The sequence below is a fragment of the Salipaludibacillus sp. HK11 genome (assembly GCF_047795645.1).
Taxonomy (GTDB): Bacteria; Bacillota; Bacilli; order Bacillales; family Salisediminibacteriaceae; genus Salipaludibacillus.
Window position 1 is genome coordinate 1,362,587 of record NZ_CP181045.1, and the last position, 20,076, is coordinate 1,382,662.

Sequence of the window (20,076 nt, forward strand, 5' to 3'; positions counted from 1 at the left end):
CAGCACCTACGAAAATCGTAGGTGCTGCAACAGTCAAACTTATTTTTTAGCGAGCGTGTTACGAAGAACCATTGGTAAGATACCACCGTGTCGGTAATAGTCAACTTCAACTTCACTGTCAAAGCGTGCTAATACTTCAAACTCAGTAACTTTCCCAGATTCAGGGTCTTTCGCAATCACCTTCACATGGTCACGAGGTTGAATATCATTCGTGATTTTTACATCAAAATGTTCTTTACCAGTAAGTCCAAGTGTATCCGCATTTTCACCTTTTTTGAATTGCAATGGGAGAACACCCATAAGCACTAGGTTACTTCGGTGAATACGTTCGAAACTTGCAGCAATAACTGTTTTGATTCCTAACAATGTCGTACCTTTTGCTGCCCAGTCACGTGAACTTCCCATTCCATAATCATCACCAGCAAGAACAACTAATCCTGTATTTGTTTCTTTGTACTTCATACAGGCGTCATAAAATGCCATTACTTCACCAGTTGGCCAGTAAGTTGAATAACCGCCTTCTGTACCTGGAGCAAGTTGGTTTTTGATACGGATGTTCGCAAATGTTCCGCGCATCATCACTTCATGATTTCCTCGACGAGAACCATATGAGTTAAATTGTGCTGGAGAAAGACCTTTCTCCATCAAGTACTTACCAGCAGGGCTATTTTTCGCAATGGCACCAGCAGGAGAAATGTGGTCAGTTGTAACTGAATCGCCAAACTTCCCAACTGCACGCAATTCATTAAGTTCTTCCACATCTTTTGGTTCTGGTGAAAGGTTCTCAAAGAACGGTGGATTTTGAATGTACGTTGATTCTGAATCGAATGCATAAAGATCTCCGTCGGAAGTTTCTAACGCATTCCACTCTTCATTATCGTCGAACACACGCTCATATTCTTTCTTGAATAACTTCGGATCAACCGCATGCTTCATCACGGCATCTATTTCTTCATTTGAAGGCCAAATATCTTTGAAAAAGACATCTTTTCCGTCTGGATCTTGTCCAATTGGATCATTGTAAAGATCAATATCGACCGTTCCAGCTAAAGCATAAGCCACAACGAGTGGTGGAGATGCCAAGTAGTTCGCTTTCACTAACGGATGAATACGTCCTTCAAAGTTACGGTTACCACTTAATACAGATGAAACAGTTAAATCGGCATCTGCAATACCTTTTTCAATTTCTTCACGGAGTGGACCACTGTTACCGATACATGTTGTACAACCGTATCCAACAAGGTTGAAACCAAGCTTATCAAGAGAAGTCATTAAACCGGCATTCTCTAAATAACCCGTAACAACTTTTGAACCTGGTGCTAAACTTGTTTTTACATAAGCAGGAACCGTCAAACCTTTTTCCACGGCCTTCTTAGCTAAGAGACCTGCCCCAAGCATTACGTGAGGATTGGAAGTGTTTGTACAACTTGTGATCGCAGCAATCGCAACAGATCCTGTTTTCAATGTAGAAGTTTCCCCATCTGGATGAGTTACTTTCGCTTCTTTCGCAATCTCATCAGATGATAATCCAAATCCTGAACTTCCAACTGGTGCAGAGATCGCCTTTTGCCATTCTTTTTTCATTTCAGAAAGTGGAATCAAATCTTGTGGACGTTTCGGTCCAGATAGATTTGGTTCAATAGCTGAAAGATCGATTTCAACAACTTGCGTGAAATCTGGATCGCTACCTTCACCTGGAGTGTAAAACATACCATTGGCTTTCGTATACGTTTCAACCAATTTAACTAGCTCTTCACTTCGTCCCGTGAAACGTAAATAGTTTAACGTCTCAGAGTCAACTGGGAAGAAACCAACTGTTGCTCCGTATTCCGGTGCCATGTTGGAAATTGTAGCACGGTCTGCTAACGTCATATCCGCAAGGCCTGTACCGAAAAATTCAACAAATTTACCGACGACATTCTGCTTACGCAAAACTTCGGTTACTTTTAATGCTAAGTCCGTTGCAGTAGCACCTTCAGGCATAGCGCCTTTCAAGTTCACCCCAACAACTTCAGGAACTGGGAAATAAGAAGGCTGTTTTAGCATGCCTGCTTCCGCTTCAATTCCACCTACACCCCAACCTAGAACACCTAAGCCGTTGATCATCGTCGTATGAGAGTCAGTACCTACGAGCGAGTCTGGGAAAGCAATATTTTCTCCTTGCTCGTTCTTATTTTCTTGAACAACATTCGCCAAGTACTCTAAGTTTACTTGGTGAACAATCCCTGTAGCTGGTGGAACTGCTCGGTAATTATCCAACGATTTTTGTGCCCAATTTAAAAATTTGTATCTCTCTAAGTTTCTTTCGAATTCCAATTCCATGTTGCGTGAAAGGGAATTAGCTCCTCCAAATTCATCCACTTGGACTGAGTGATCGACAACGAGATCTACAGGAATTGCTGGATTAATTTCTGTTGGGTCTCCCCCGAAATCTGCCATTGCTTTACGAAGAGATGCTAAATCAACAACTGCAGGAACCCCCGTGAAATCTTGTAGAATAACACGAGAAGGTTTGAAAGGAACATCAATATTTTGCACCTGATCCGTTCCAAATTTCGCTAAGTTTTCCACATGTTCTTCTTTAATTACTTTTCCGTCATACTGTCGTAACAAAGATTCGAGAAGTACCCGGATAGAATAAGGAAGGTTGGTGACTGTTCCAACGCCGGCCTCTTCAATCGCCTTTAAATCGTAATAGTGATACGTTTCACCATTTACGTCAAAGGATTTCTTTGAGTTATAAAGTGCTTTGTTTTCATTTGACATATGTATTCCCTCCTTCATTTAATATCATATAACAGATTTTCTTAATTGTCTAAATCCTTTTTTCGAAAATTTGTCACATTTTCAACTCTACTAGAATAACACTTTTTTGACGAATACGCACGTATTCTGCTTAACAAATCCGTTCACAACACCCCTATATATCAAGACGGCACCTAGATTTTTCTGCGATTAAACTTTTTTTAGAAAGGCCTTTTTTAGAAGTGAAATAATAAAAAGGACGCAGCCTATCATAAAAAAATAGGTTGCGTCTTTGAGAGTAAGGTGTTAGTTCATTATGTCATGTTTTCGGAGTTCTAATTCTTGTGAGAATAAATCTAATTGGCGTTTTTGATGTTCCGATGCAACTGTATATGCTTTGTTAATAATCTGCGTTGCTTCATTAATCTCCTCTTCAGCTAATTTTACTTGATGACCAAATTCTGGAGCGTCTGGATCTAACTGGTCAAACGCATCTCCCAATTGACTATACGCTTGTTGCGCCGCTTCAAATGCTTGTCGCTTATTTTTGTTGTAAGGCACAAATAACATCCCCTTTCTTTTAGAAAAAATTGGCTTGTCGCCAAGTCCTTCATGGCGAAAGCCTTAGTATTTCTTATACTTTAATCCTGTAGCGAAGTTAAACGTTCTTAAAGTAAAAAATACCACTACGGTAATAGTATGGTTTATCGTTTCAAGAGTATGCTACATAATGAATAAAACAAACATAAGGAGGTGTCAATCATCGAAAAAAACACATTTAAAAGCCAACGGAGTCCCAATCCAAAAGACGGGCATGGTCATTCCGGTCAACCTGAACCAATGAAAGGGACGCAAAAAACAAGAAAACAAAACAGAAAAGGACAAACAGATGGAGAGGGGTAATCTACCCTTCTCCATCTGTTTTGTCTAATTTCATCAGTAGTTCCTCTATTACGCCTAAATCAACGCTTGAAAGGGTACGAAAATCAATGAAAAGACGCTCATTCGTAATTCTGCAAATGAGTGGAATCGTCAGGTTTCTTAAAAACGATTCACATTGATTTACTGACATGCCTTTTTTTTCAATCGTTAACCCAAACGTGGCAATTTCTTCGACCGGCATCGTTCCTCCACCAACTTTGGAAACATCAGCTTCTTTTTGAAGGGATAACGTACCAAATTGGTCAGCCGTCTTTGCAATGAAATCGTCTACTTGACCTGAAAGTTCTTCTTTCGTTTTCAAAATATCACGAATGGTTGGGATCTGCTTCATCGATTCAGGATCATACACATAATCATAAAGCGTTGCTTCGAGAGCTGCTAATGTCATCTTATCAACGCGAAGAACACGAGCTAATGGATGTTTCTTCAGTTGCGAAATGATCTCTCTTTTCCCAGCAATAATCCCAGCTTGTGGTCCACCTAACAATTTGTCTCCACTAAATGAGACTAGATCTGCTCCATCACTAATCGATTTTTTCACGATCGGTTCTTCACCAATCCCTTCATTTACAAATGGAAACAATGAGCCGCTTCCCAAATCTTCATAAACAATGATCGACGACTCTTGGTTTTGCTTAGCAATTTCTGTTAACTCTTTGACTGATACGTCCGCTGTAAAGCCGACCGTCTTGAAATTACTTGTATGAACTTTCATAAACATTTTTGTATTTTCTGTCACAGCCTGTTCGTAATCGGCACGATGCGTTTTATTCGTTGTCCCCACTTCAACAAGGGTTGCGTCACTTTCTTCCATGATCGTTGAAACTCGGAAAGAACCACCAATCTCAACGAGTTCCCCTCTCGAAACAATGACTTCTGTGTCTTTCGTTAACGCTCGTAAAATCAGATAAACCGCCGCAGCATTATTATTGACAGCCATTGCCGCCTCTGCACCAGTTGCCTTTACTAAAAGATCTTCGATAATACTGTGACGCGATCCGCGGTTTCCAGATTGAATATCAAATTCTAAATTCGAATAATATTTCGATGATTGCAACACACGATCCATCGCATTTTCGCTCAATCTTGCTCTACCTAAATTCGTATGTAAGACCGTACCAGTGCCATTAATCACTCTTCTTAAGTTATATGCCTCATATGTTTCTGCCCTAAGAGTTAACTGGTCACAAAGAAACATTGTCAAATCATTTCGAGTATTTGATTGAAACGTTACAGGGTCTGTTTTTAGCCGATTGCGAAGGTTATCAAGTTCTTCGTTCATCCATTCTTTAAGTAAGGCATTCGGAATTTTGTGCGTTTCGCGTAAAACAGTAATTTGTGGTGCCTCTATCACTTCATGTACGGGAGGAAGCTTCTTAAATGCATTCTCCATGATCACCCTCCTTTTTTCTAGTAATTACCATTTATAAATTATCTATTCCTTGGTTAGTCTAATGAGTGAAGGGAGTCGTCAACGACTTTCTTCACAAGAGTGAATGGTTTTTGACTGGAATTCGTTGTTATGACCTTGAGGGGTGGTTCGCTTGGCTCATTTATAAGCAACAACATCAGCAAGGAAAGTAATGAAAACGGAAGTAATGAGGTGTTAACAAAAGATAAACATCGACTTTACCCTAGAAGAAATGCTCATTCACTCTAGAAAAAGGTGGTCTTAAAAGACCACCTTTTTCATATGTAAATTTATTGGTCCCCTTTACCGAATGTTTCCCTTTCACGAGCAATTTCTTGCTGATCTTTTAAATCCTTCACATATCCTGTAGCATAAATGGCCAACCCAATACCTAATCCAATCCCCAAGCCTTTAACAAATTTCTTTAACATCTCCCTCTCCCCTTCCGATGTATTTTCTAATGACAACCTCTTACCATTATACAAAATTTGACTTGATTTAGAAACCAATTAAAAAAGATGTCCGCAACAGTTTAGAGTTTCTTCGGACATCTTTCATTAAAATATATTAAGTGGGTCATTACCAGATCGCGGCATACATCATTCTGGATTTCCGACATTTTAGCGGATTTTCATCACTATTGATAATTTCTGATCGATTCCATTTGATTGATGACTTCCTTATGGTCTGGGAATTGATCTGTCTCCCATTTCGAGTAGATCTTTTTACCATTAACAAAAATCTCAAAAGCACCACCAGAACTTGGGATCAATTCCATCGATTCTATGTCTGTTCTTAAATCTTCAAACGCGTCCTCTGCGAAACTCGCAGCTTTGGGAGCGTAGTTTCACTGCATACAAAATTCAATTTTTACCTTCAATTTCATTTTTAAAAACTCCTTTGTAAAGTTTTGTGAACTTAACTAGTTGAACCTATTTTAAAAGATCATTTGTCGAAGGTCAATGATAAGGTTTATAATGAAGAATAGATAAGGAGGTGCTCGCACGATGGTTAAAAATATTTTTTCTTCAGACAAACGCTTAACACAAATGACCAAAAAAGCTGGTTGAGGATGCAAAATTGGTCCTGAAGACCTGGCGCAAGTATTGCGTCACTTACCTAAGAAAGATCAAGATGAGAATCTTCTCGTTGGCTTGGATACATCAGATGATGCTGGCGTATATCAACTAACAGATGATATTGCTTTAGTGCAAACCGTCGACTATTTCACACCAATTGTCGACGACCCTTATATGTTTGGTCAAATTGCTGCTGCTAATGCATTAAGTGATGTATACGCAATGGGAGGAGAACCGAAAACCGTTCTAAATATCGTTGGCTTTCCAATTAAAAAACTGCCCCACGACGTGCTAGCAACGATTCTAAAAGGAGCAGCCGACAAAGTAAAAGAGTCTGGGGCTGTTATCGCTGGTGGTCATTCAATCGATGACCAAGAACCTAAATTTGGCTTGAGTTGCACCGGAATTGTTCACCCAGAACGTATTTTTAAAAATGTCGGTGCCAAACCTGGTGATAAATTAATCTTAACAAAACCTTTAGGAGTCGGAATTCTTACGACTGCGATTAAATTTGGCAAAGCTTCTGCAGAAGAAGCAGAAACGTCTACACATACGATGGCTACATTAAATAAAGTTGCAGCAGAAGTCCTTAAAGGGTATCATCCACGTGCAGTAACTGATGTGACCGGATTTGGATTACTTGGTCATGGGTTTGAAATGGCTAGCGGAAGCGATGTTAGTTTTGAAATCAATTACAAAAGCGTGCCAGTTATCGACGGCACACTCACTCATGCTAAAAATGGTGTTGTCCCAGGTGGAGCAAAGGAAAATCATAAGTGGTTACAAAATAACGTCAGCTATGATTCGGCGTTACAAAAGTACGATCAACTTATTCTTTGTGATTCGATCACAAGCGGTGGACTGTTAATCAGTCTCCCAGAAGAAGAAGCCGATGCTTATATCGCTGAGATGAACGATAAGGCACCTTTTGCCGCTAAACTGATTGGACAAGTTACTGAAAAGAGAGAGAAAGCAATTTACGTAACAAAATAGTAGGAAAAAGATCGTCAATGTGCGATCTTTTTCTTTCGTTGTTTCGTTAATTTTAGAAAAACTTGACTTTTCGCCAAGTCTTCATGGCGAAAGCCTTAGTTTTTCTTATACTTTAATCTTTAGCAAAGTTAAACATTCTTGAAGTATAAACAAGGGGAGAAACTGAATGAACCTTAAACGTGTCGAAACTTTCATTACGCTCATGGAAACGAAAAGTTTTTCGAAAACAGCAGATAAATTAAACATGACGCAACCAGCAATTAGTCAACAACTGAAACTACTCGAAAAAGAAATGGGTACAGCTTTACTCGATCGCGAACGCTTCTCATTAACTCGAACGGGAGAAATTGTCCTTAAAAAAGGCTATAAAATCATTCAATCAGTTAAAGATATGAGAGCAGAAGTAAAACTCGCTGATCATCACGTCGGTGGTTTATTAAAAATGGGCGCTAGCACCGTAGCCAGTACTCATTTAATCCCTAGCTTGTTAGCATCCGTGAGAGAGAAATATTCTTCGCTTCGGTTTCACATTCAAGTCGCCGATACAATGCAAATGGTTCAGAGAGTGTTAGAAGGGAAATGCGACCTTGCTATTGTCGGAACAGACCACGTAGACTCCTCCTTAATATGCCAACCTGTCTATACTGACCGTCTTGTTTTGATCGCCCCAGTTGAATGGGAGCTTCCGTCTGACTTGAAAAGCGTCATGGCAAGTTCTTTCATATCTCGTGAAAAAACGAGCGGTACACAACGCGAAGTAGAAAAACTTCTGCAAAAAGAAGGCATTTCGATGAAAGAAATCAACAGTATTGCAACGGTTCAAGACACTGAAGCGGTCATTGCATTTGTAGAAAACGGTCTAGGCATCTCGATCATTTCCCAACTATCCGGATTACGCGCAATAAAAGATGAACGAATTCAAGTTGTCCACACATTTGAAGCTACGAGAACATTCTCACTTATTTACCATCGGAATAATGAGCAAGATCCTGTGATTCAAGCAGTTAAAAGTAGCTTTGACGTAGATTGGGACGGAGAATAATTTTGCTACCTCTCCGTCCCAGTTTTACTGACACTGCAGATTTTCTTCACGCGAGTGGCGATTTTGTGATAACTACACCGCTATAATACCTAATTTCATGGAGTTACGGAATTAATATAAAGACAGATAGAGTGCTAAAATATCCTAAAATCAACATATTGATATTTGTGGAGGGTCAGTATGATTTGGAAGTTCATGTCATCAATGAAACCAGTGGTTTAGTCCAGTCAAGAACGTTAAAGTACTTAACAGAACTATACCCTTAAAAATCAAATCATTTTTTGATATCTCTTAAACACTTGCAACGCTAATAACATTGCTAATAGGAGAAACACATTTAAATAAATGACATTTGTAATGATTAAATTCCAATTAGCACTAGCTCCTAATGCTTCTCGGCCAGCTTCAATAGCCCAGTTAACTGGATTGAAAAGAGCAATATTTTTTATCCAATTTGGCACAAGGTCAATTGGCATAAATAAACTAGATACAAAGATTAGAGGCATGGTCATCAAGTTTGCAGTGGAAATAAGCCCCTCTTCCTTTTGAATAACGAGACTAAGTGCGATGGAGAGGGCACCAAACCCCATCCCTAGTAGAACACTTACTATTAATAAAATAAAGATACCAGTTATTCCTCCTGGAAATCTAGCTCCCATCAGCAACGCCAATACTATAATTATTAACCCTTGAATCCCCATTGTTACGGTGTTTTGCATTAAAGGACCAATAATTAAAGAGGACCGCCTCACAGGAGAAACAAGAAAACGATTTAATACCCCTTGGTTTAAATCAACGATTATGCTCATCCCTACAAAACCACCAGATAAAAGAGTACTCATTACTACAATCCCAGGGCTAAAAAACTCTAAGTAAGAGGACGAAGTGAAACCAGGAATATCTACAATACTACTAAATAATGAGCTAAATAAGAGTAACCATAATATAGGTTGGAATAAATTTATTCCTATCAGAAAAGGAGAACGAGATACTCCACGTAAATTCCGCTCTGTCATATACCAGGAATCTGCTAATAATTTCATCTAAGAATCACCTGCTCTTTCTGCGCTTCTTGGAAGGATCGACCTGTATAATGTAAATAAACATCATCCAATGAAGGGCGAGAAACGGTTGCAGATTGAACAGTGATACCCTCTTTCTCCAAAAAGCTCATTACTGCTGGAAGTCTTTCCGCACCATTGGATGTTCGCAAAAAAAGATTAGGACCATCTGTAAAAATATCTTCTATGCCTGCTAAAAGTGGGAGTAATTTCTGAGCAAGGTGTAACTCATCATCCTTAACTTCTAGTTGTAGCATATCTCCATTTAATACTTTTTTTAGCGACTCTGATGTACCTTCTACTACAACCTTTCCTTTATCTATTATCGCTAAATAATCGGAAAGTTGATCTGCTTCCTCTAAATAATGAGTTGTTAGTAGAACAGTTAAGTTCTCATTATTTGCCAAAGATTTTATTGTTTCCCACAAGGAAGAACGCGCCTCTGGATCCAAGCCAGTCGTAGGTTCATCGAGAAACAAAATATTAGGTCTATGAATTATCCCCATCGCTATGTCTAGCTTTCGTTTCATTCCACCAGAATAAGTCTTGCTTAGCTTGTCAGCAACGTCTGTTAAGTCAAACTGTTCTAACATATTCGCAACCCTTTCCTTTAGTTCATTTCTACGAAGTCCGTAAAGCCTGCCTTGGAGTTGTAAATTCTCTTTTGCAGTAAATTCTCCATCTACGGAGGACTGCTGAGCCACATATCCAATCATTTTTCTTATTTTAAATTTGTCTCTCGATGCGTCTTGTCCTAGTAACTTTACTATACCTGAGTCTGGTTGAGAGAGGGATGTCATGATACGGACAGCAGTAGACTTCCCAGCACCATTCGGTCCCAATAGTCCGAAAATAGAACCTTGTTTTACACGAAAAGTTAGGCCTGTCAACGCAGTTGTTTTATTAAAAGACTTTTTTAAGTCCATTATTTCTATGGCAAATGGATTTGTCATTTCTGTGCCTCTCTTTCATACATAATTGTTATTGTTTTATCCATAAAATTCACCACTTCGCGATCCATTGGATAAAAAAGAATTCCGTCCTGCTTCTCTTTAATGACAGACCACATCTTATCTAAGAACGCCTCATCTTCTCCGAACATGGTGTGTACCAAGTTCATCCACTGTCGTGCTAACTGTTGCGCTACTGGTGAAGCAGGTTCTTGATCAATATTTTCTCTTATTTCATGTATTAACTTTATCCATTGGTGATTTACCTCTTCCATTTGCTCTCCTTTAATTCCAATTATTCTATTAAGCTCTTCTTTACTAAAGCTTTCCTCTAACATTTCAAAGGGTTTAGCTGGGTTTTCTTGAAAGAGCCTTATTATTTTAAAAATAATATTCCAGTTTACATCTCCTTCAAATTCAATAGAATATTTCACTCCGTTTAAAGCCTGCTCTAACGCCTCTAGTTGTATTATCTTTTGTTTTATCATTTCTAACTGTTGATCGACGGATTGTTGCCACGTACTTGTATTTTCTTTAAGAATTCCTTTAATTTTTTCTAAGGAAAAACCCATGTATTTTAAAGCGAGTACTTGCTGTAGCCTCATCACATCGTTCTCCGAATAAAGTCGATGTCCTCCTTCAGTTTTTGATGAGGGAATGATTAAATTAACTTCCCCATAATAATCTAATGTTCTAACGGTTACTCCTGTTTTCTTTGATAACTGACCAATGGTATACATTACAGTTTTTTCCTCCTTTCATTTCTTCTTAAAGTATAAATCAACACGTTACGTGTTGTTCAATAGGAAATTTCAAAATATTTATAAATTAAAGCTATTAGACTATGGGAACGGATCGGTTTATCGGTAGACAAGTGCGAGTAAAGATTAACTGGAACGATTTATAGATATGTATATAGCATTGGCGGCACTATATCTGGAGAGTGTTGCCCGCGGAACGCATCCGCCTGAAACGTATTCAATCCAAATCTAAATTAAATATTTAGATTATGAAAGCGTTTTCAAATAATATTACTATTGGTTTGCCAAACCTAGATTATTGCTGGCAAATAGTTTAATTATTTTGTCAATTAATTTACTGCACAGTATAACGATACTGTGCAGTAGTGGTGGGAGATATTTATAAATATGGTGCTTTTAAGTAGTAAGATATCATGGTAAGAGTGGTGAAATCACGTGGGCGTAAGCACTCTGGACACAGCACAGCTTTTTTCCTCGCCAGTGGGTAGTATCTCCATCTTTCTGGACACTCCGCAGCTTTTCACACTTCGAGTGTCTCGCATCTTACTCCTTCTGGACACTCACCAAGCTTTCCGCTTCCACCAGCGTCTCGCATCTTACTCTTTCGGGACACTCGACTGATTTTCACCACACGAGTGTCCTAAATCTCCTATGACCCCTTTATAACTCTGGCTTTTTTAGCCAGATCCGTTCATTATCTTCCCGCTTCGTAAAACCAGATTGGTCGATCTTTTCCATCATTGGCACCAAATATTTCCGCGTCAATCCAAGCACTTGCTTTGCATCTTGAAGCGTAAAACGATCATCTGTCTGTTCGTATAAGTCGTTCAAAGCTTGCTTAAAGGCCCGAACGGATAACAAGTGTTTATCGTCTAGTTCCATCATTATCTCCTGTCGAACAAGGAAATGTTTTAACTCTTGTGACCATTGTTCTGGAAGCCCAGATCGTTCAATTACGGTATTAACTGGTTCCACCTCTAGCCCTTGTTTCACCAAGGTATCCTCTACTTGCTTCATTCGCTTTTCCCACTGTTTCGGAAAGCCTGGTTCAAACGTTATCGAAGCAACGGATGAGCCACTTTTTTTCAACTGCCCCTCCTTTATCCCCTTATCAATAACCGAAGTAGCAACGTCTTTGCCATAAGAAGGCGACATGTCTTGCTTTAATTGAGCCAACTCCATACCAGCTCTTAATGGATATTCACTATGGTACGTCAGCAATTCTTCTTCAATAACCTCAAGCATTTCTTCAAATGTCATCATTAGAAGGTAACGACTACCTAGCTGAAGTAACGTTTCATCATCGAGGAGCGGCTCGACAAACTCATCGAGTTCATCATTTGATAAAGACAATTCTGCACACGCTTCTTTTTTAGATAACGATTTTTTCAATTTTAACAGATCAGTCAGTCGTTCTTTTGGCGAACCTTCTTTCTTACGTTGCAGGTTTTCAATCGTCGCTTCGCCAAATTTATACCTCTCCCCTTGGGGATCAATCACAACTCCCCCACCAATCGTCTCCATCGGTGTAGGCCTTCGCAAAATGAACCGATCTCCTCGTTTCGTAACGACTGGGTCATCGAGACGAAGTTGGCAAAGGACATCTTTATCTTCCGTTAATTCATTTCTATCAAAAAAGACAATTTTCCCGTACACTTCTGCTGTTCCAATATGTAATTTGATATACCCTCTTTGCTTCATCGGGTATTTCAGATGATCGATTGTATCCAAAGCAATGTCAATCGTGTTCGTCGTGCTGTAATGTTGCGTTGCAACGAGTACGTCTCCCCGACTGAGTTCATTTTTCGATATCCCGCCCAAATTAACAGCTACCCGTTGTCCGGCCCGGCCTGTTTTTTGCGACTCATGATGAACTTGCAGTTGCCTTGCACGAACTTTTTTCCGCTGTGGGAGAATCTCTAACGTATCCCCTTCATGCACTTCGCCTTCATAAATAGTCCCTCTAACAACAGTCCCTTGCCCGTGCACAGAGAACACTTGATCTATTGGTAGCCGAAATGCCCCCTTCGAGTTTTTCACCGGGATTGTAGCCAAACGGCGTTTAATTTCTTCACGTAGCTCTGGTATTCCTTTATGTGAGAGACTATCAACGAATACTAATTCAGATCCTTCAAAAAACGTCCCCTCGACTTGGTCGGATATATCAGCTTCGATTAATTCAATCATATCTTCTTCGACTTGATCCATTTTCGTAACAACAATCAACCCTTGATGGATTCCTAACAAATTTAAGATATCGAGGTGCTCAACCGTTTGCGGCATTACCCCTTCATCCGCGGCAACGACGAGTAAGACGAGGTCAATTCCAGCAACACCCGCAATCATTTGCCGAATAAATTTCTCGTGACCAGGAACATCAATGACCGACACTTGTGAGTCGTCATCTAATTTTAATGGTGCATATCCCAATTCAATCGAAATAGAGCGCTCCTTTTCTGCTTTTAATCGGTCTGTATCTATATTAGTTAATGCTTTCGTTAACGTCGTTTTGCCATGATCAATATGGCCTGCCATGCCAATCGTATAAAATCGCTTCGACATCTTTTCCCCTCCAGTGGTCATACTATGAACGTAACAAATCCTCCGTCTATTTTACCATATGCTCCAACGGAATTTCTTCCGAAGACACCTTGCATCTATAAAAACTACGCCGACACTATACTTGGTACTACTGAATAACTCCAGTCTTTGTAAAAAGTGATATCGTATTTATCATAGTGGAATGCCTCTTTCATGTCTTCGCTTTCCGCGGTGAAGTCGTCAAGCCGCTTCGGGCAAATGCCCTGCAGGGTCTTGACCGGACTTCCAATACCGCAGGAGTCTCGCCATGAAAGAGTCATCCCTAGTGGTATTTTTAGTTATTAAGTAACCCTTACATTATAAGCTTACAATTAGATTCACCTATCAATTTTGCATTATAGGTTGCAATATTTGTTAAAATAAGTATAATATTAATTAACAAGTACCTCATTATTCTAGGTAGGTGGAAATATGTTTGATCGAGAGCTTATCAAAGGAAGTACATCGCTCATCTTACTGCAATTACTCATAGAAAAAGACATGTACGGCTATGAAATTGTAAAGGAAATGGAAAAGCGAAGCGAAAATGCATTAGAAGTCAAAGAAGGAACACTTTACCCAGCTTTGCACAAATTAGAAAAACAGGAGTACATTTCATCCTACTGGCGCGAACCAGAAAGAGGGCCTTCTCGAAAATACTATAAAATAACAGAAACAGGCAAGGAAATCTTGCTGCAAAAAACAAACGAGTGGAAAAGCTTTGTAAATGTCATCGATAAAGTTATTGGGAGAAAAGGCTATGATTCAGTCTAAACGTGAGTATTTAAACAAGTTAAAACAAGAGATTGGCACATCTAATTCACAGGAAATTCTCAAGGAAATTGATCTTCATTTATCAGAAGTACTCGATGATATTTATTACCGTGAGAACATTTGCGAAAGAGATGCGATGCCCTATTTGATTGATCGCGTTGGTCCTCCTGAAGAATTGGGTGCGATGTATCAGCAAGAACTTCGTGTCACTCCAGTGAAAACACAATGGACGTTTATGATGATTAATCTGTTATTTTTCGTCGTCGGAATTGCGCTCACGGCTTTTTACCACTTGCTATCATTTCCAGCTGTCAATAATGTCTGGTATTTTCTAACGAGTGTAACCTCACTTATTATGGTGCTATACATGGTTTTCTGGGGATTGTTAGGTTATGAAATCGGCAAAGAATTTGGATTAAGTGGGACGAAACTATTAATAAAAACATTTTACTTTTCACTACTACCTAATTTGATCTTAATGGGCTTAGTCATTTTTAACTTCATTCCTCATAGTTGGTTTGATCCGTTGTTGACGCGAAATTTTATTATCACATGTATTCTAGCCACCCTGCTATTATATCCAATTAGCTATACGGGCTTTCGTTGGGGAGTTAAGAAGTCTGTATAATTTTTTACTTATCTACATAGTTAATCTCTGTAGATGGATCACTTACCAAAGGAGCGTGGTATTAGCTATGAGATAGTTCTTTAAGCGACTACAACTTTGTATTTTTTTATCTATCTACAAAGAAATTCTATGTAATTAATGAGAGGAGTTTCATACATGTCTACACGTCATATTATCTACACGTTTATATGTTTAATATTAGCGGTGCTTGCAAATATCACCTTGTTGGAGGAGCAAATAGGAATTTCATACAGTCTATTTATTATTGTATTTTACAGCTTCTTTTTTTATCAATTTAGGAAATTCACGTTTACCCATAAACAAATTAGTGGTCTACTATTTTTTGTTATTTGTGTGTTGAGTTTCAGTTATTTCATTTATTCCAATCAGATCTTTTATGTTCTCAATTTTATCATCATTCCCCCTTTAATATTCGTGCACATCGTTTTGGTGACTAGTTCAGAGGGCATTTCATGGAGTAACATAGCTTTTATATCCTTACTTCGAAAAAAAATGAACCAGCTTTTTAAATACGGTACTCGTTTAACGCAATCTAGTAACAGGAAGTTCAAGTCTAATGTCAATGAAACCACTTATCATACGGGTAAGAAAATAGGTGTAGGCATTCTTATTGCCTCTCCATTAGTCTTTTTGGTATTAAATCTCTTGTTATCGGCAGATGCACAGTTTCAAGAGTTAATGTTAAACCTTCCTAAATTACTGATAAATATCGACTATGGTATTTTTTGGACAATGATTAAAATTGGCATCCTTATGCTCTTTTTCTTCTGTTTTTTTAAGATAATCTCTAAAAAAACAGTCGTTAAACCCGTCGTAAAAGATATCAATGACGATAAAAACTGGGATGCAGTGATCTTAACTACTGTTTTAGTATCATTAAATCTGTTATATCTCTTATTTACTATCGTCCAGTTCCAGTATTTTTTCAGCGGGACATTAGTGAACGATGTTTCGTATGCGGAATATGCAAGGCGCGGCTTTGCGGAATTGCTCAGTGTCACCGTAATTAATTATTTGATGATATTATTAACTGTTCGAAAAACAGATAAAGGTTCTTCTAAGATGATAAAGATCCAACTAACATTGTTAATTCTTTTTAGCAGCGTTATGCTTGTTTCATCATTTATGAGATTGATGATGTATGAACAGGCATTCGGTTTCACATATTTAAGGATATTTGCACATACTTTTATGATTTATTTAATGGTCATTTATGCCTTCACATTAGTGAAAGTATGGATCACCCGTCTACCTGTCGCACGTTTTTATATTATTTTCAGCTTATTATTTTATCTAGGTTTCAATATCATCGGAATCGACTCCATCATTGTGAAAAATAATATTGAACGGTTTGAAGCAACAGAAAAAATCGATGTCCAATATCTTGATCAACTATCGTATTCGGCAATTCCAGAAGTGGTTGAGCTTTATAAGAAACACCCTGATATAGATGGCCTTGAGGATATGTTAATTAATAAAAAAGAGGAAATAAATAACGAAAAGGCAGCTTGGCAGTCTTATAACCTGTCTCGTGAAAATGCAAAACGAAGCTTAAATGAATTGGATTTTTGATCTTTACTATCGATTAAAAAGAAGCTTTCCTTTAGATATATCAGTAGGGAGGCTTCTTTTTAATACATCCACATGGTTTTACCACCCTTGCCATGTTTTTTACCAGTGTACGCCACTAAATTTACGACACAATGCCAACATGTTTACCAATCATAACAAAAATGGACTCCTTTTCTTTTATTCCTCATGATAATACCTCCAAATATCTCAGCTATTATTATAATATTCTGTATTTTGTCAATAAAATTAAATAGTCTTCCATGTAAATGCCCTAACATTACCCTTAGATTGTGAAAGATATAAGGAGGGAAAAAATCTCTTCTAAATTGCTATTAATAAATATGATATTCCCAAACAATATTAGCTGTACCTACAACTGGAATTCTTAATGTACTCTTTACCTATTGATGACAATAACTTTTCCATAAGGCTTTTAAATCTTCCTGCAACTAAAGAATAGATACAAACACTATAACTGTGTAAATAGCTAAGCATGCATTTAGTATTTCGAAAAACATCAGTTGATTTGACATTTTTGTAGGCGACTTTGGATAAAATCCAGCTAAATCAATAACATATACAACTAAGTAAAGAACACCCAATATAACACCAAGATAAACTCCGATTGCACTGCCCACTAATAACAAGTAACTAGCAATAAATGATGATACTCCTAAAGAAATTAGAAAAACATTAAATCCCCAAAACGAAACTCCTCTCATTTTTGAAAAGTCTCTATTCTCTATTGGACCCCCTGGAACCAAAATAGCTAGCAAGAATACATTTAAGAAAATTAAGAAACTATATATAAGGTTAATTAGTGACATTAAATTTCCTCCCTTCACTGACTAATAATCCTTCAAATTTACTCCTCCTTGACCAAAAAATTATATTCTATGCAATGATATTTTAGATCGACCGTTATTTCTCATTTTATTTTCCCATCTAAAATAAATTCAACTTGTTTCCTGATCTCCTCCATCATCGATTCGTATGATAGTAAGTTACTATATACGAATTCATTAAAAATTGTAATTGAGCAGCCGTATATACACTTCACAGCTGTTTGAATATCAAAGTGAGTACCTACCTTTTTCGTTTTAACTAGAGAAAAAAATAAATCTTCCAGTTTGTTAGAGATAATTTGATCTGCTTCAATTTGGCTTTGTCTAATTGTTTGGGATTCAGTGTCTATCGCATCATACATAATAGAAAAATATTCTTTTAAAAGTTTTTTATCCATTTGTTTTGCATTTTTCACATAATACTCAATTATTCTAACAATTTCATTGACGATTTGTTCTTCTGATTCTAGTCCGTCTGCATCAATTTCATATTCTACAAATGACAAATCGTCAAATAAAGCAGCAATAAACAGTTCACTTTTCGACTTGAAATAATTGAATAAAGTACCTTCACCTATTTCAGCAAGTTCGGCAATTTCCGATGTTCTAACGCTCTTAAAACCCTTCTTTTCAAATAATACCTTGGACACTTCGAGAATTTTTTTTCTAGTTAACATTTTCTTTTTTTCTCTAAGACCTGAAATCTCAAAACCCTCCTTTAAGTGAGTTTACTCATATATGAGTATACTCATATATTACATACGTTAGACTATTCTGTCAACTGAACATAGAAGTGGACGCGATAAATATATTTTTCAAGAACATGATTTTGCCACAACATGTATAAGATTTATTGGCTATACACCAATTGTATACTTATGTAAGATTTGACGGTGATGATAGCCATGTGGATGTACCATCTTTGCCATGTTTTGTTGCCACCAGTTACCGTTGAAATTACGACTTGCTGTCAAAGTATTAACCAATTGAAAAACCTTAGAGATTAAATTTAAAAAGCCTATTCCTTCTATTTTTACAGAGGGATTAGGCTTATGTTTTTTCACATTTAGTTATAGGTTATCATCTTTTTTTGCATAGTAATGTGCATAATTGACCAACAATGTTTTTAAACAATTTCTCAAAAATAGCAATCGAAAAGAAATCAAAAAACATTTAATTTGATATAGTGAATTAGTGCTTAACCAAAACTTAAGGAGGAATAATAATGGCTATGAGACTTACACCCTATTTATTGATGGACGGAAATGCAAAGGAAGCTATTCAGTTTTATGAACAAGCGATCGGTGCTAAAGTTCTCGAAATTATTTCATACGGAGAAATGCCGGAAATGCCTAATACTTTTACGTCTGAGCTGAAGAACCTTGTTGCACATGCAAAGTTACAAATTGGAGACACAGATCTTATGTTTTCCGATAATCCAAGTGGTTCGCCTATTCAAAAGGGCAAGCAGATTACACTTTGTATTACAACGAACGATGCAGAAAAATCAAAACAAATTTTTGAAGCGTTGCAGCAAGGCGGTCAAGTTAATATGCCCTTTGAAGAAACTTCTTTCAGCCCTGCCTTTGGTGATGTAACCGATAAATTCGGCATTACCTTTCAAGTTTATACTGAGAGTTAAACTAAATTAGAGATAAAGAGTTGCTCGAAATGAAGAGTGACTCTTTTATTATTTATTGCACAGTACGTCTACTATTCATTAAAGAGTGGAGACTTTCTAATTCCATATTTCGTTAGCTCAACAAGATTTTCCACTTCCAGTATATATTAATGTATATTCACGCCACATAAACTTATTTGTTACTTGGCATCATCAGGAATAATGTTTACTTGCTTTGCGGTTGCTTGGACTGGGAATGACTCTCTTACATCCCCTTCAAAAAAGACATTCACGTACATACCAACTTCTAGACTAGCAAAATCAGTAAGATCATTAAGATAAATTTTAGTGTCAGGCGTGATGGTAACGACAGCTTCAGTGTGGATAGCACCATTTTCATCAGGACCTTTCACTTGAATAGATCCCACAGTATCTTCATTGTCACTTGGGGTTATCTCAACAATATCACCTGCAACACCATATTCGACAAACTGGCTATCATCAGACGATGAGAGATCTTCTTCTCCATTAATTTCCTCTTCTTCATTAGTGCCACATCCAACTAGAGCAAGTAGAACTATAGCAAAAGTAAATAAAATCCACATCTTCTTCATAATAAATCCCGCCATTCTTTTTATTATCTTAGACGGATTAAATGACTAAAAGTTACAAAATAATTTAAAACAAAATGGTCCTCCATATATGGACCATTCTAAAAAACTACTATGGCTTTATGTTAGATAGTTTTTATATCTTTCTTTTTCAACATTATCGCCTGATTCCTGAAGCTAATATATAGGAACTAGGTATTAAAAGGCAGCTTGCTTGTACACTAACTCTACCGTTAATTTAGACAATCCGAGTACTAGTATAACGATGGATGTATACACAAATGAAAATGTTAATCCATAAATTACTAATAGTAAAAAATTACAGTCGAATAGCATATCAACTATCTTAGGTTCTTCTATTTATAAAAACGAGTATAAGGTTTATATATCATTAATATACCAATTAAAGCGAAAAGATAGTCAAAGGAAATTCTCGCTTC

At 37.5% G+C, this 20,076-nt stretch carries 20 protein-coding genes; 7 read left to right on the forward strand and 13 right to left on the reverse strand.

The window, feature by feature from the left end; genetic code table 11:
* Window positions 1-39: 39 nt before the first annotated feature.
* Both acnA and ACM26V_RS06745 read right to left on the reverse strand, forming a co-directional pair.
* Window positions 40-2,766, reverse strand: a complete 2,727-nt coding sequence (gene acnA, locus ACM26V_RS06740; protein WP_416150662.1) for an aconitate hydratase AcnA — start codon at window positions 2,764-2,766, stop codon at window positions 40-42.
* A 285-nt stretch (window positions 2,767-3,051) separates the two neighbouring features.
* Complete coding sequence (locus tag ACM26V_RS06745; RefSeq protein WP_416150663.1) at window positions 3,052-3,306, reverse strand: hypothetical protein; 255 nt, start codon at window positions 3,304-3,306, stop codon at window positions 3,052-3,054.
* 192 nt (window positions 3,307-3,498) lie between these two features.
* Between ACM26V_RS06745 and ACM26V_RS06750 the strand changes: the two genes are divergently transcribed.
* Window positions 3,499-3,648, forward strand: a complete 150-nt coding sequence (locus tag ACM26V_RS06750) for a small acid-soluble spore protein P (RefSeq protein ID WP_416150664.1) — start codon at window positions 3,499-3,501, stop codon at window positions 3,646-3,648.
* Between the two features lies 1 nt (window position 3,649).
* Here the strand turns inward: ACM26V_RS06750 and selA are convergent, their stop codons facing one another.
* From selA to ACM26V_RS06765, 3 genes are all read right to left on the reverse strand, one after another.
* On the reverse strand, window positions 3,650-5,080 hold the full coding sequence (selA, locus tag ACM26V_RS06755; protein WP_416150665.1) for an L-seryl-tRNA(Sec) selenium transferase: 1,431 nt from the start codon (window positions 5,078-5,080) through the stop codon (window positions 3,650-3,652).
* A 308-nt stretch (window positions 5,081-5,388) separates the two neighbouring features.
* Window positions 5,389-5,529 carry a hypothetical protein gene (locus ACM26V_RS06760; protein WP_416150666.1) on the reverse strand — a complete coding sequence of 47 codons (141 nt, stop codon included), beginning with the start codon at window positions 5,527-5,529 and terminating at the stop codon, window positions 5,389-5,391.
* Between the two features lie 206 nt (window positions 5,530-5,735).
* Complete coding sequence (locus ACM26V_RS06765; RefSeq protein ID WP_416151809.1) at window positions 5,736-5,885, reverse strand: Rdx family protein; 150 nt, start codon at window positions 5,883-5,885, stop codon at window positions 5,736-5,738.
* Between the two features lie 262 nt (window positions 5,886-6,147).
* Between ACM26V_RS06765 and selD the strand changes: the two genes are divergently transcribed.
* Window positions 6,148-7,170, forward strand: a complete 1,023-nt coding sequence (gene selD / locus ACM26V_RS06770) for a selenide, water dikinase SelD (protein WP_416151810.1) — start codon at window positions 6,148-6,150, stop codon at window positions 7,168-7,170.
* 166 nt (window positions 7,171-7,336) lie between these two features.
* Window positions 7,337-8,212, forward strand: a complete 876-nt coding sequence (locus ACM26V_RS06775; RefSeq protein ID WP_416150667.1) for a selenium metabolism-associated LysR family transcriptional regulator — start codon at window positions 7,337-7,339, stop codon at window positions 8,210-8,212.
* Between the two features lie 269 nt (window positions 8,213-8,481).
* Here ACM26V_RS06775 and ACM26V_RS06780 read toward each other — a convergent pair whose 3' ends face one another.
* The 4 genes from ACM26V_RS06780 to selB all read right to left on the reverse strand — a co-directional run bounded on the left by ACM26V_RS06780 (window position 8,482) and on the right by selB (window position 13,546).
* Window positions 8,482-9,255, reverse strand: a complete 774-nt coding sequence (locus ACM26V_RS06780; RefSeq protein WP_416150668.1) for an ABC transporter permease — start codon at window positions 9,253-9,255, stop codon at window positions 8,482-8,484.
* On the reverse strand, window positions 9,252-10,226 hold the full coding sequence (locus ACM26V_RS06785; RefSeq protein WP_416150669.1) for an ATP-binding cassette domain-containing protein: 975 nt from the start codon (window positions 10,224-10,226) through the stop codon (window positions 9,252-9,254). Before ACM26V_RS06785 ends, ACM26V_RS06780 begins: the two co-directional genes overlap by 4 nt.
* The gene (locus ACM26V_RS06790; protein WP_416150670.1) at window positions 10,223-10,963 is read right to left on the reverse strand and encodes a MerR family transcriptional regulator; all 741 of its coding nucleotides are present in this window, start codon (window positions 10,961-10,963) and stop codon (window positions 10,223-10,225) included. Before ACM26V_RS06790 ends, ACM26V_RS06785 begins: the two co-directional genes overlap by 4 nt.
* 681 nt (window positions 10,964-11,644) lie before the next feature.
* Window positions 11,645-13,546 carry a selenocysteine-specific translation elongation factor gene (gene selB, locus ACM26V_RS06795; RefSeq protein ID WP_416150671.1) on the reverse strand — a complete coding sequence of 634 codons (1,902 nt, stop codon included), beginning with the start codon at window positions 13,544-13,546 and terminating at the stop codon, window positions 11,645-11,647.
* 450 nt (window positions 13,547-13,996) lie between these two features.
* On the opposite strand from selB, the gene ACM26V_RS06800 reads away from it, so the two are divergent.
* The 3 genes from ACM26V_RS06800 to ACM26V_RS06810 all read left to right on the forward strand — a co-directional run bounded on the left by ACM26V_RS06800 (window position 13,997) and on the right by ACM26V_RS06810 (window position 16,559).
* Window positions 13,997-14,338, forward strand: a complete 342-nt coding sequence (locus ACM26V_RS06800; RefSeq protein WP_416150672.1) for a PadR family transcriptional regulator — start codon at window positions 13,997-13,999, stop codon at window positions 14,336-14,338.
* Window positions 14,325-14,966 (forward strand): hypothetical protein, encoded by a 642-nt coding sequence (locus tag ACM26V_RS06805; RefSeq protein WP_416150673.1) that lies wholly within the window; start codon window positions 14,325-14,327, stop codon window positions 14,964-14,966. Before ACM26V_RS06800 ends, ACM26V_RS06805 begins: the two co-directional genes overlap by 14 nt.
* Window positions 14,967-15,122: 156 nt before the next feature.
* Complete coding sequence (locus ACM26V_RS06810) at window positions 15,123-16,559, forward strand: DUF4153 domain-containing protein (RefSeq protein ID WP_416150674.1); 1,437 nt, start codon at window positions 15,123-15,125, stop codon at window positions 16,557-16,559.
* 449 nt (window positions 16,560-17,008) lie between these two features.
* Here ACM26V_RS06810 and ACM26V_RS06815 read toward each other — a convergent pair whose 3' ends face one another.
* The 3 genes from ACM26V_RS06815 to ACM26V_RS06825 form a co-directional block, all read right to left on the reverse strand.
* Window positions 17,009-17,386: a hypothetical protein gene (locus tag ACM26V_RS06815; protein ID WP_416150675.1), complete on the reverse strand. Its 378-nt coding sequence runs from the start codon at window positions 17,384-17,386 to the stop codon at window positions 17,009-17,011.
* Window positions 17,387-17,487: 101 nt separating this feature from the next.
* Window positions 17,488-18,081, reverse strand: coding sequence for a TetR/AcrR family transcriptional regulator (locus tag ACM26V_RS06820; protein WP_416150676.1), 594 nt, complete (start codon window positions 18,079-18,081; stop codon window positions 17,488-17,490).
* 180 nt (window positions 18,082-18,261) lie between these two features.
* Window positions 18,262-18,390 (reverse strand): hypothetical protein, encoded by a 129-nt coding sequence (locus ACM26V_RS06825; RefSeq protein ID WP_416150677.1) that lies wholly within the window; start codon window positions 18,388-18,390, stop codon window positions 18,262-18,264.
* A 239-nt stretch (window positions 18,391-18,629) separates the two neighbouring features.
* Here ACM26V_RS06825 and ACM26V_RS06830 point away from each other — a divergent pair, with 239 nt between their 5' ends.
* The gene (locus ACM26V_RS06830) at window positions 18,630-19,046 is read left to right on the forward strand and encodes a VOC family protein (RefSeq protein ID WP_416150678.1); all 417 of its coding nucleotides are present in this window, start codon (window positions 18,630-18,632) and stop codon (window positions 19,044-19,046) included.
* 179 nt (window positions 19,047-19,225) lie between these two features.
* Here the strand turns inward: ACM26V_RS06830 and ACM26V_RS06835 are convergent, their stop codons facing one another.
* Complete coding sequence (locus tag ACM26V_RS06835) at window positions 19,226-19,639, reverse strand: DUF3221 domain-containing protein (protein WP_416150679.1); 414 nt, start codon at window positions 19,637-19,639, stop codon at window positions 19,226-19,228.
* Window positions 19,640-20,076 lie beyond the last annotated feature (437 nt).

What these genes read in the sequence shown, in the direction of transcription:
- acnA (WP_416150662.1), bottom strand. Translation starts at nt 2,766, where the DNA reads ATGTCAAATGAAAACAAAGCACTTTATAACTCAAAGAAATCCTTTGAC.
- ACM26V_RS06805 (WP_416150673.1), top strand. Translation starts at nt 14,325, where the DNA reads ATGATTCAGTCTAAACGTGAGTATTTAAACAAGTTAAAACAAGAGATT.
- ACM26V_RS06820 (WP_416150676.1), bottom strand. Translation starts at nt 18,081, where the DNA reads ATGTTAACTAGAAAAAAAATTCTCGAAGTGTCCAAGGTATTATTTGAA.
- ACM26V_RS06800 (WP_416150672.1), top strand. Translation starts at nt 13,997, where the DNA reads ATGTTTGATCGAGAGCTTATCAAAGGAAGTACATCGCTCATCTTACTG.
- selB (WP_416150671.1), bottom strand. Translation starts at nt 13,546, where the DNA reads ATGTCGAAGCGATTTTATACGATTGGCATGGCAGGCCATATTGATCAT.
- ACM26V_RS06790 (WP_416150670.1), bottom strand. Translation starts at nt 10,963, where the DNA reads ATGTATACCATTGGTCAGTTATCAAAGAAAACAGGAGTAACCGTTAGA.
- ACM26V_RS06810 (WP_416150674.1), top strand. Translation starts at nt 15,123, where the DNA reads ATGTCTACACGTCATATTATCTACACGTTTATATGTTTAATATTAGCG.
- ACM26V_RS06785 (WP_416150669.1), bottom strand. Translation starts at nt 10,226, where the DNA reads ATGACAAATCCATTTGCCATAGAAATAATGGACTTAAAAAAGTCTTTT.
- ACM26V_RS06780 (WP_416150668.1), bottom strand. Translation starts at nt 9,255, where the DNA reads ATGAAATTATTAGCAGATTCCTGGTATATGACAGAGCGGAATTTACGT.
- ACM26V_RS06775 (WP_416150667.1), top strand. Translation starts at nt 7,337, where the DNA reads ATGAACCTTAAACGTGTCGAAACTTTCATTACGCTCATGGAAACGAAA.
- ACM26V_RS06815 (WP_416150675.1), bottom strand. Translation starts at nt 17,386, where the DNA reads ATGTCACTAATTAACCTTATATATAGTTTCTTAATTTTCTTAAATGTA.
- ACM26V_RS06760 (WP_416150666.1), bottom strand. Translation starts at nt 5,529, where the DNA reads ATGTTAAAGAAATTTGTTAAAGGCTTGGGGATTGGATTAGGTATTGGG.
- selA (WP_416150665.1), bottom strand. Translation starts at nt 5,080, where the DNA reads ATGGAGAATGCATTTAAGAAGCTTCCTCCCGTACATGAAGTGATAGAG.
- ACM26V_RS06835 (WP_416150679.1), bottom strand. Translation starts at nt 19,639, where the DNA reads ATGAAGAAGATGTGGATTTTATTTACTTTTGCTATAGTTCTACTTGCT.
- ACM26V_RS06830 (WP_416150678.1), top strand. Translation starts at nt 18,630, where the DNA reads ATGGCTATGAGACTTACACCCTATTTATTGATGGACGGAAATGCAAAG.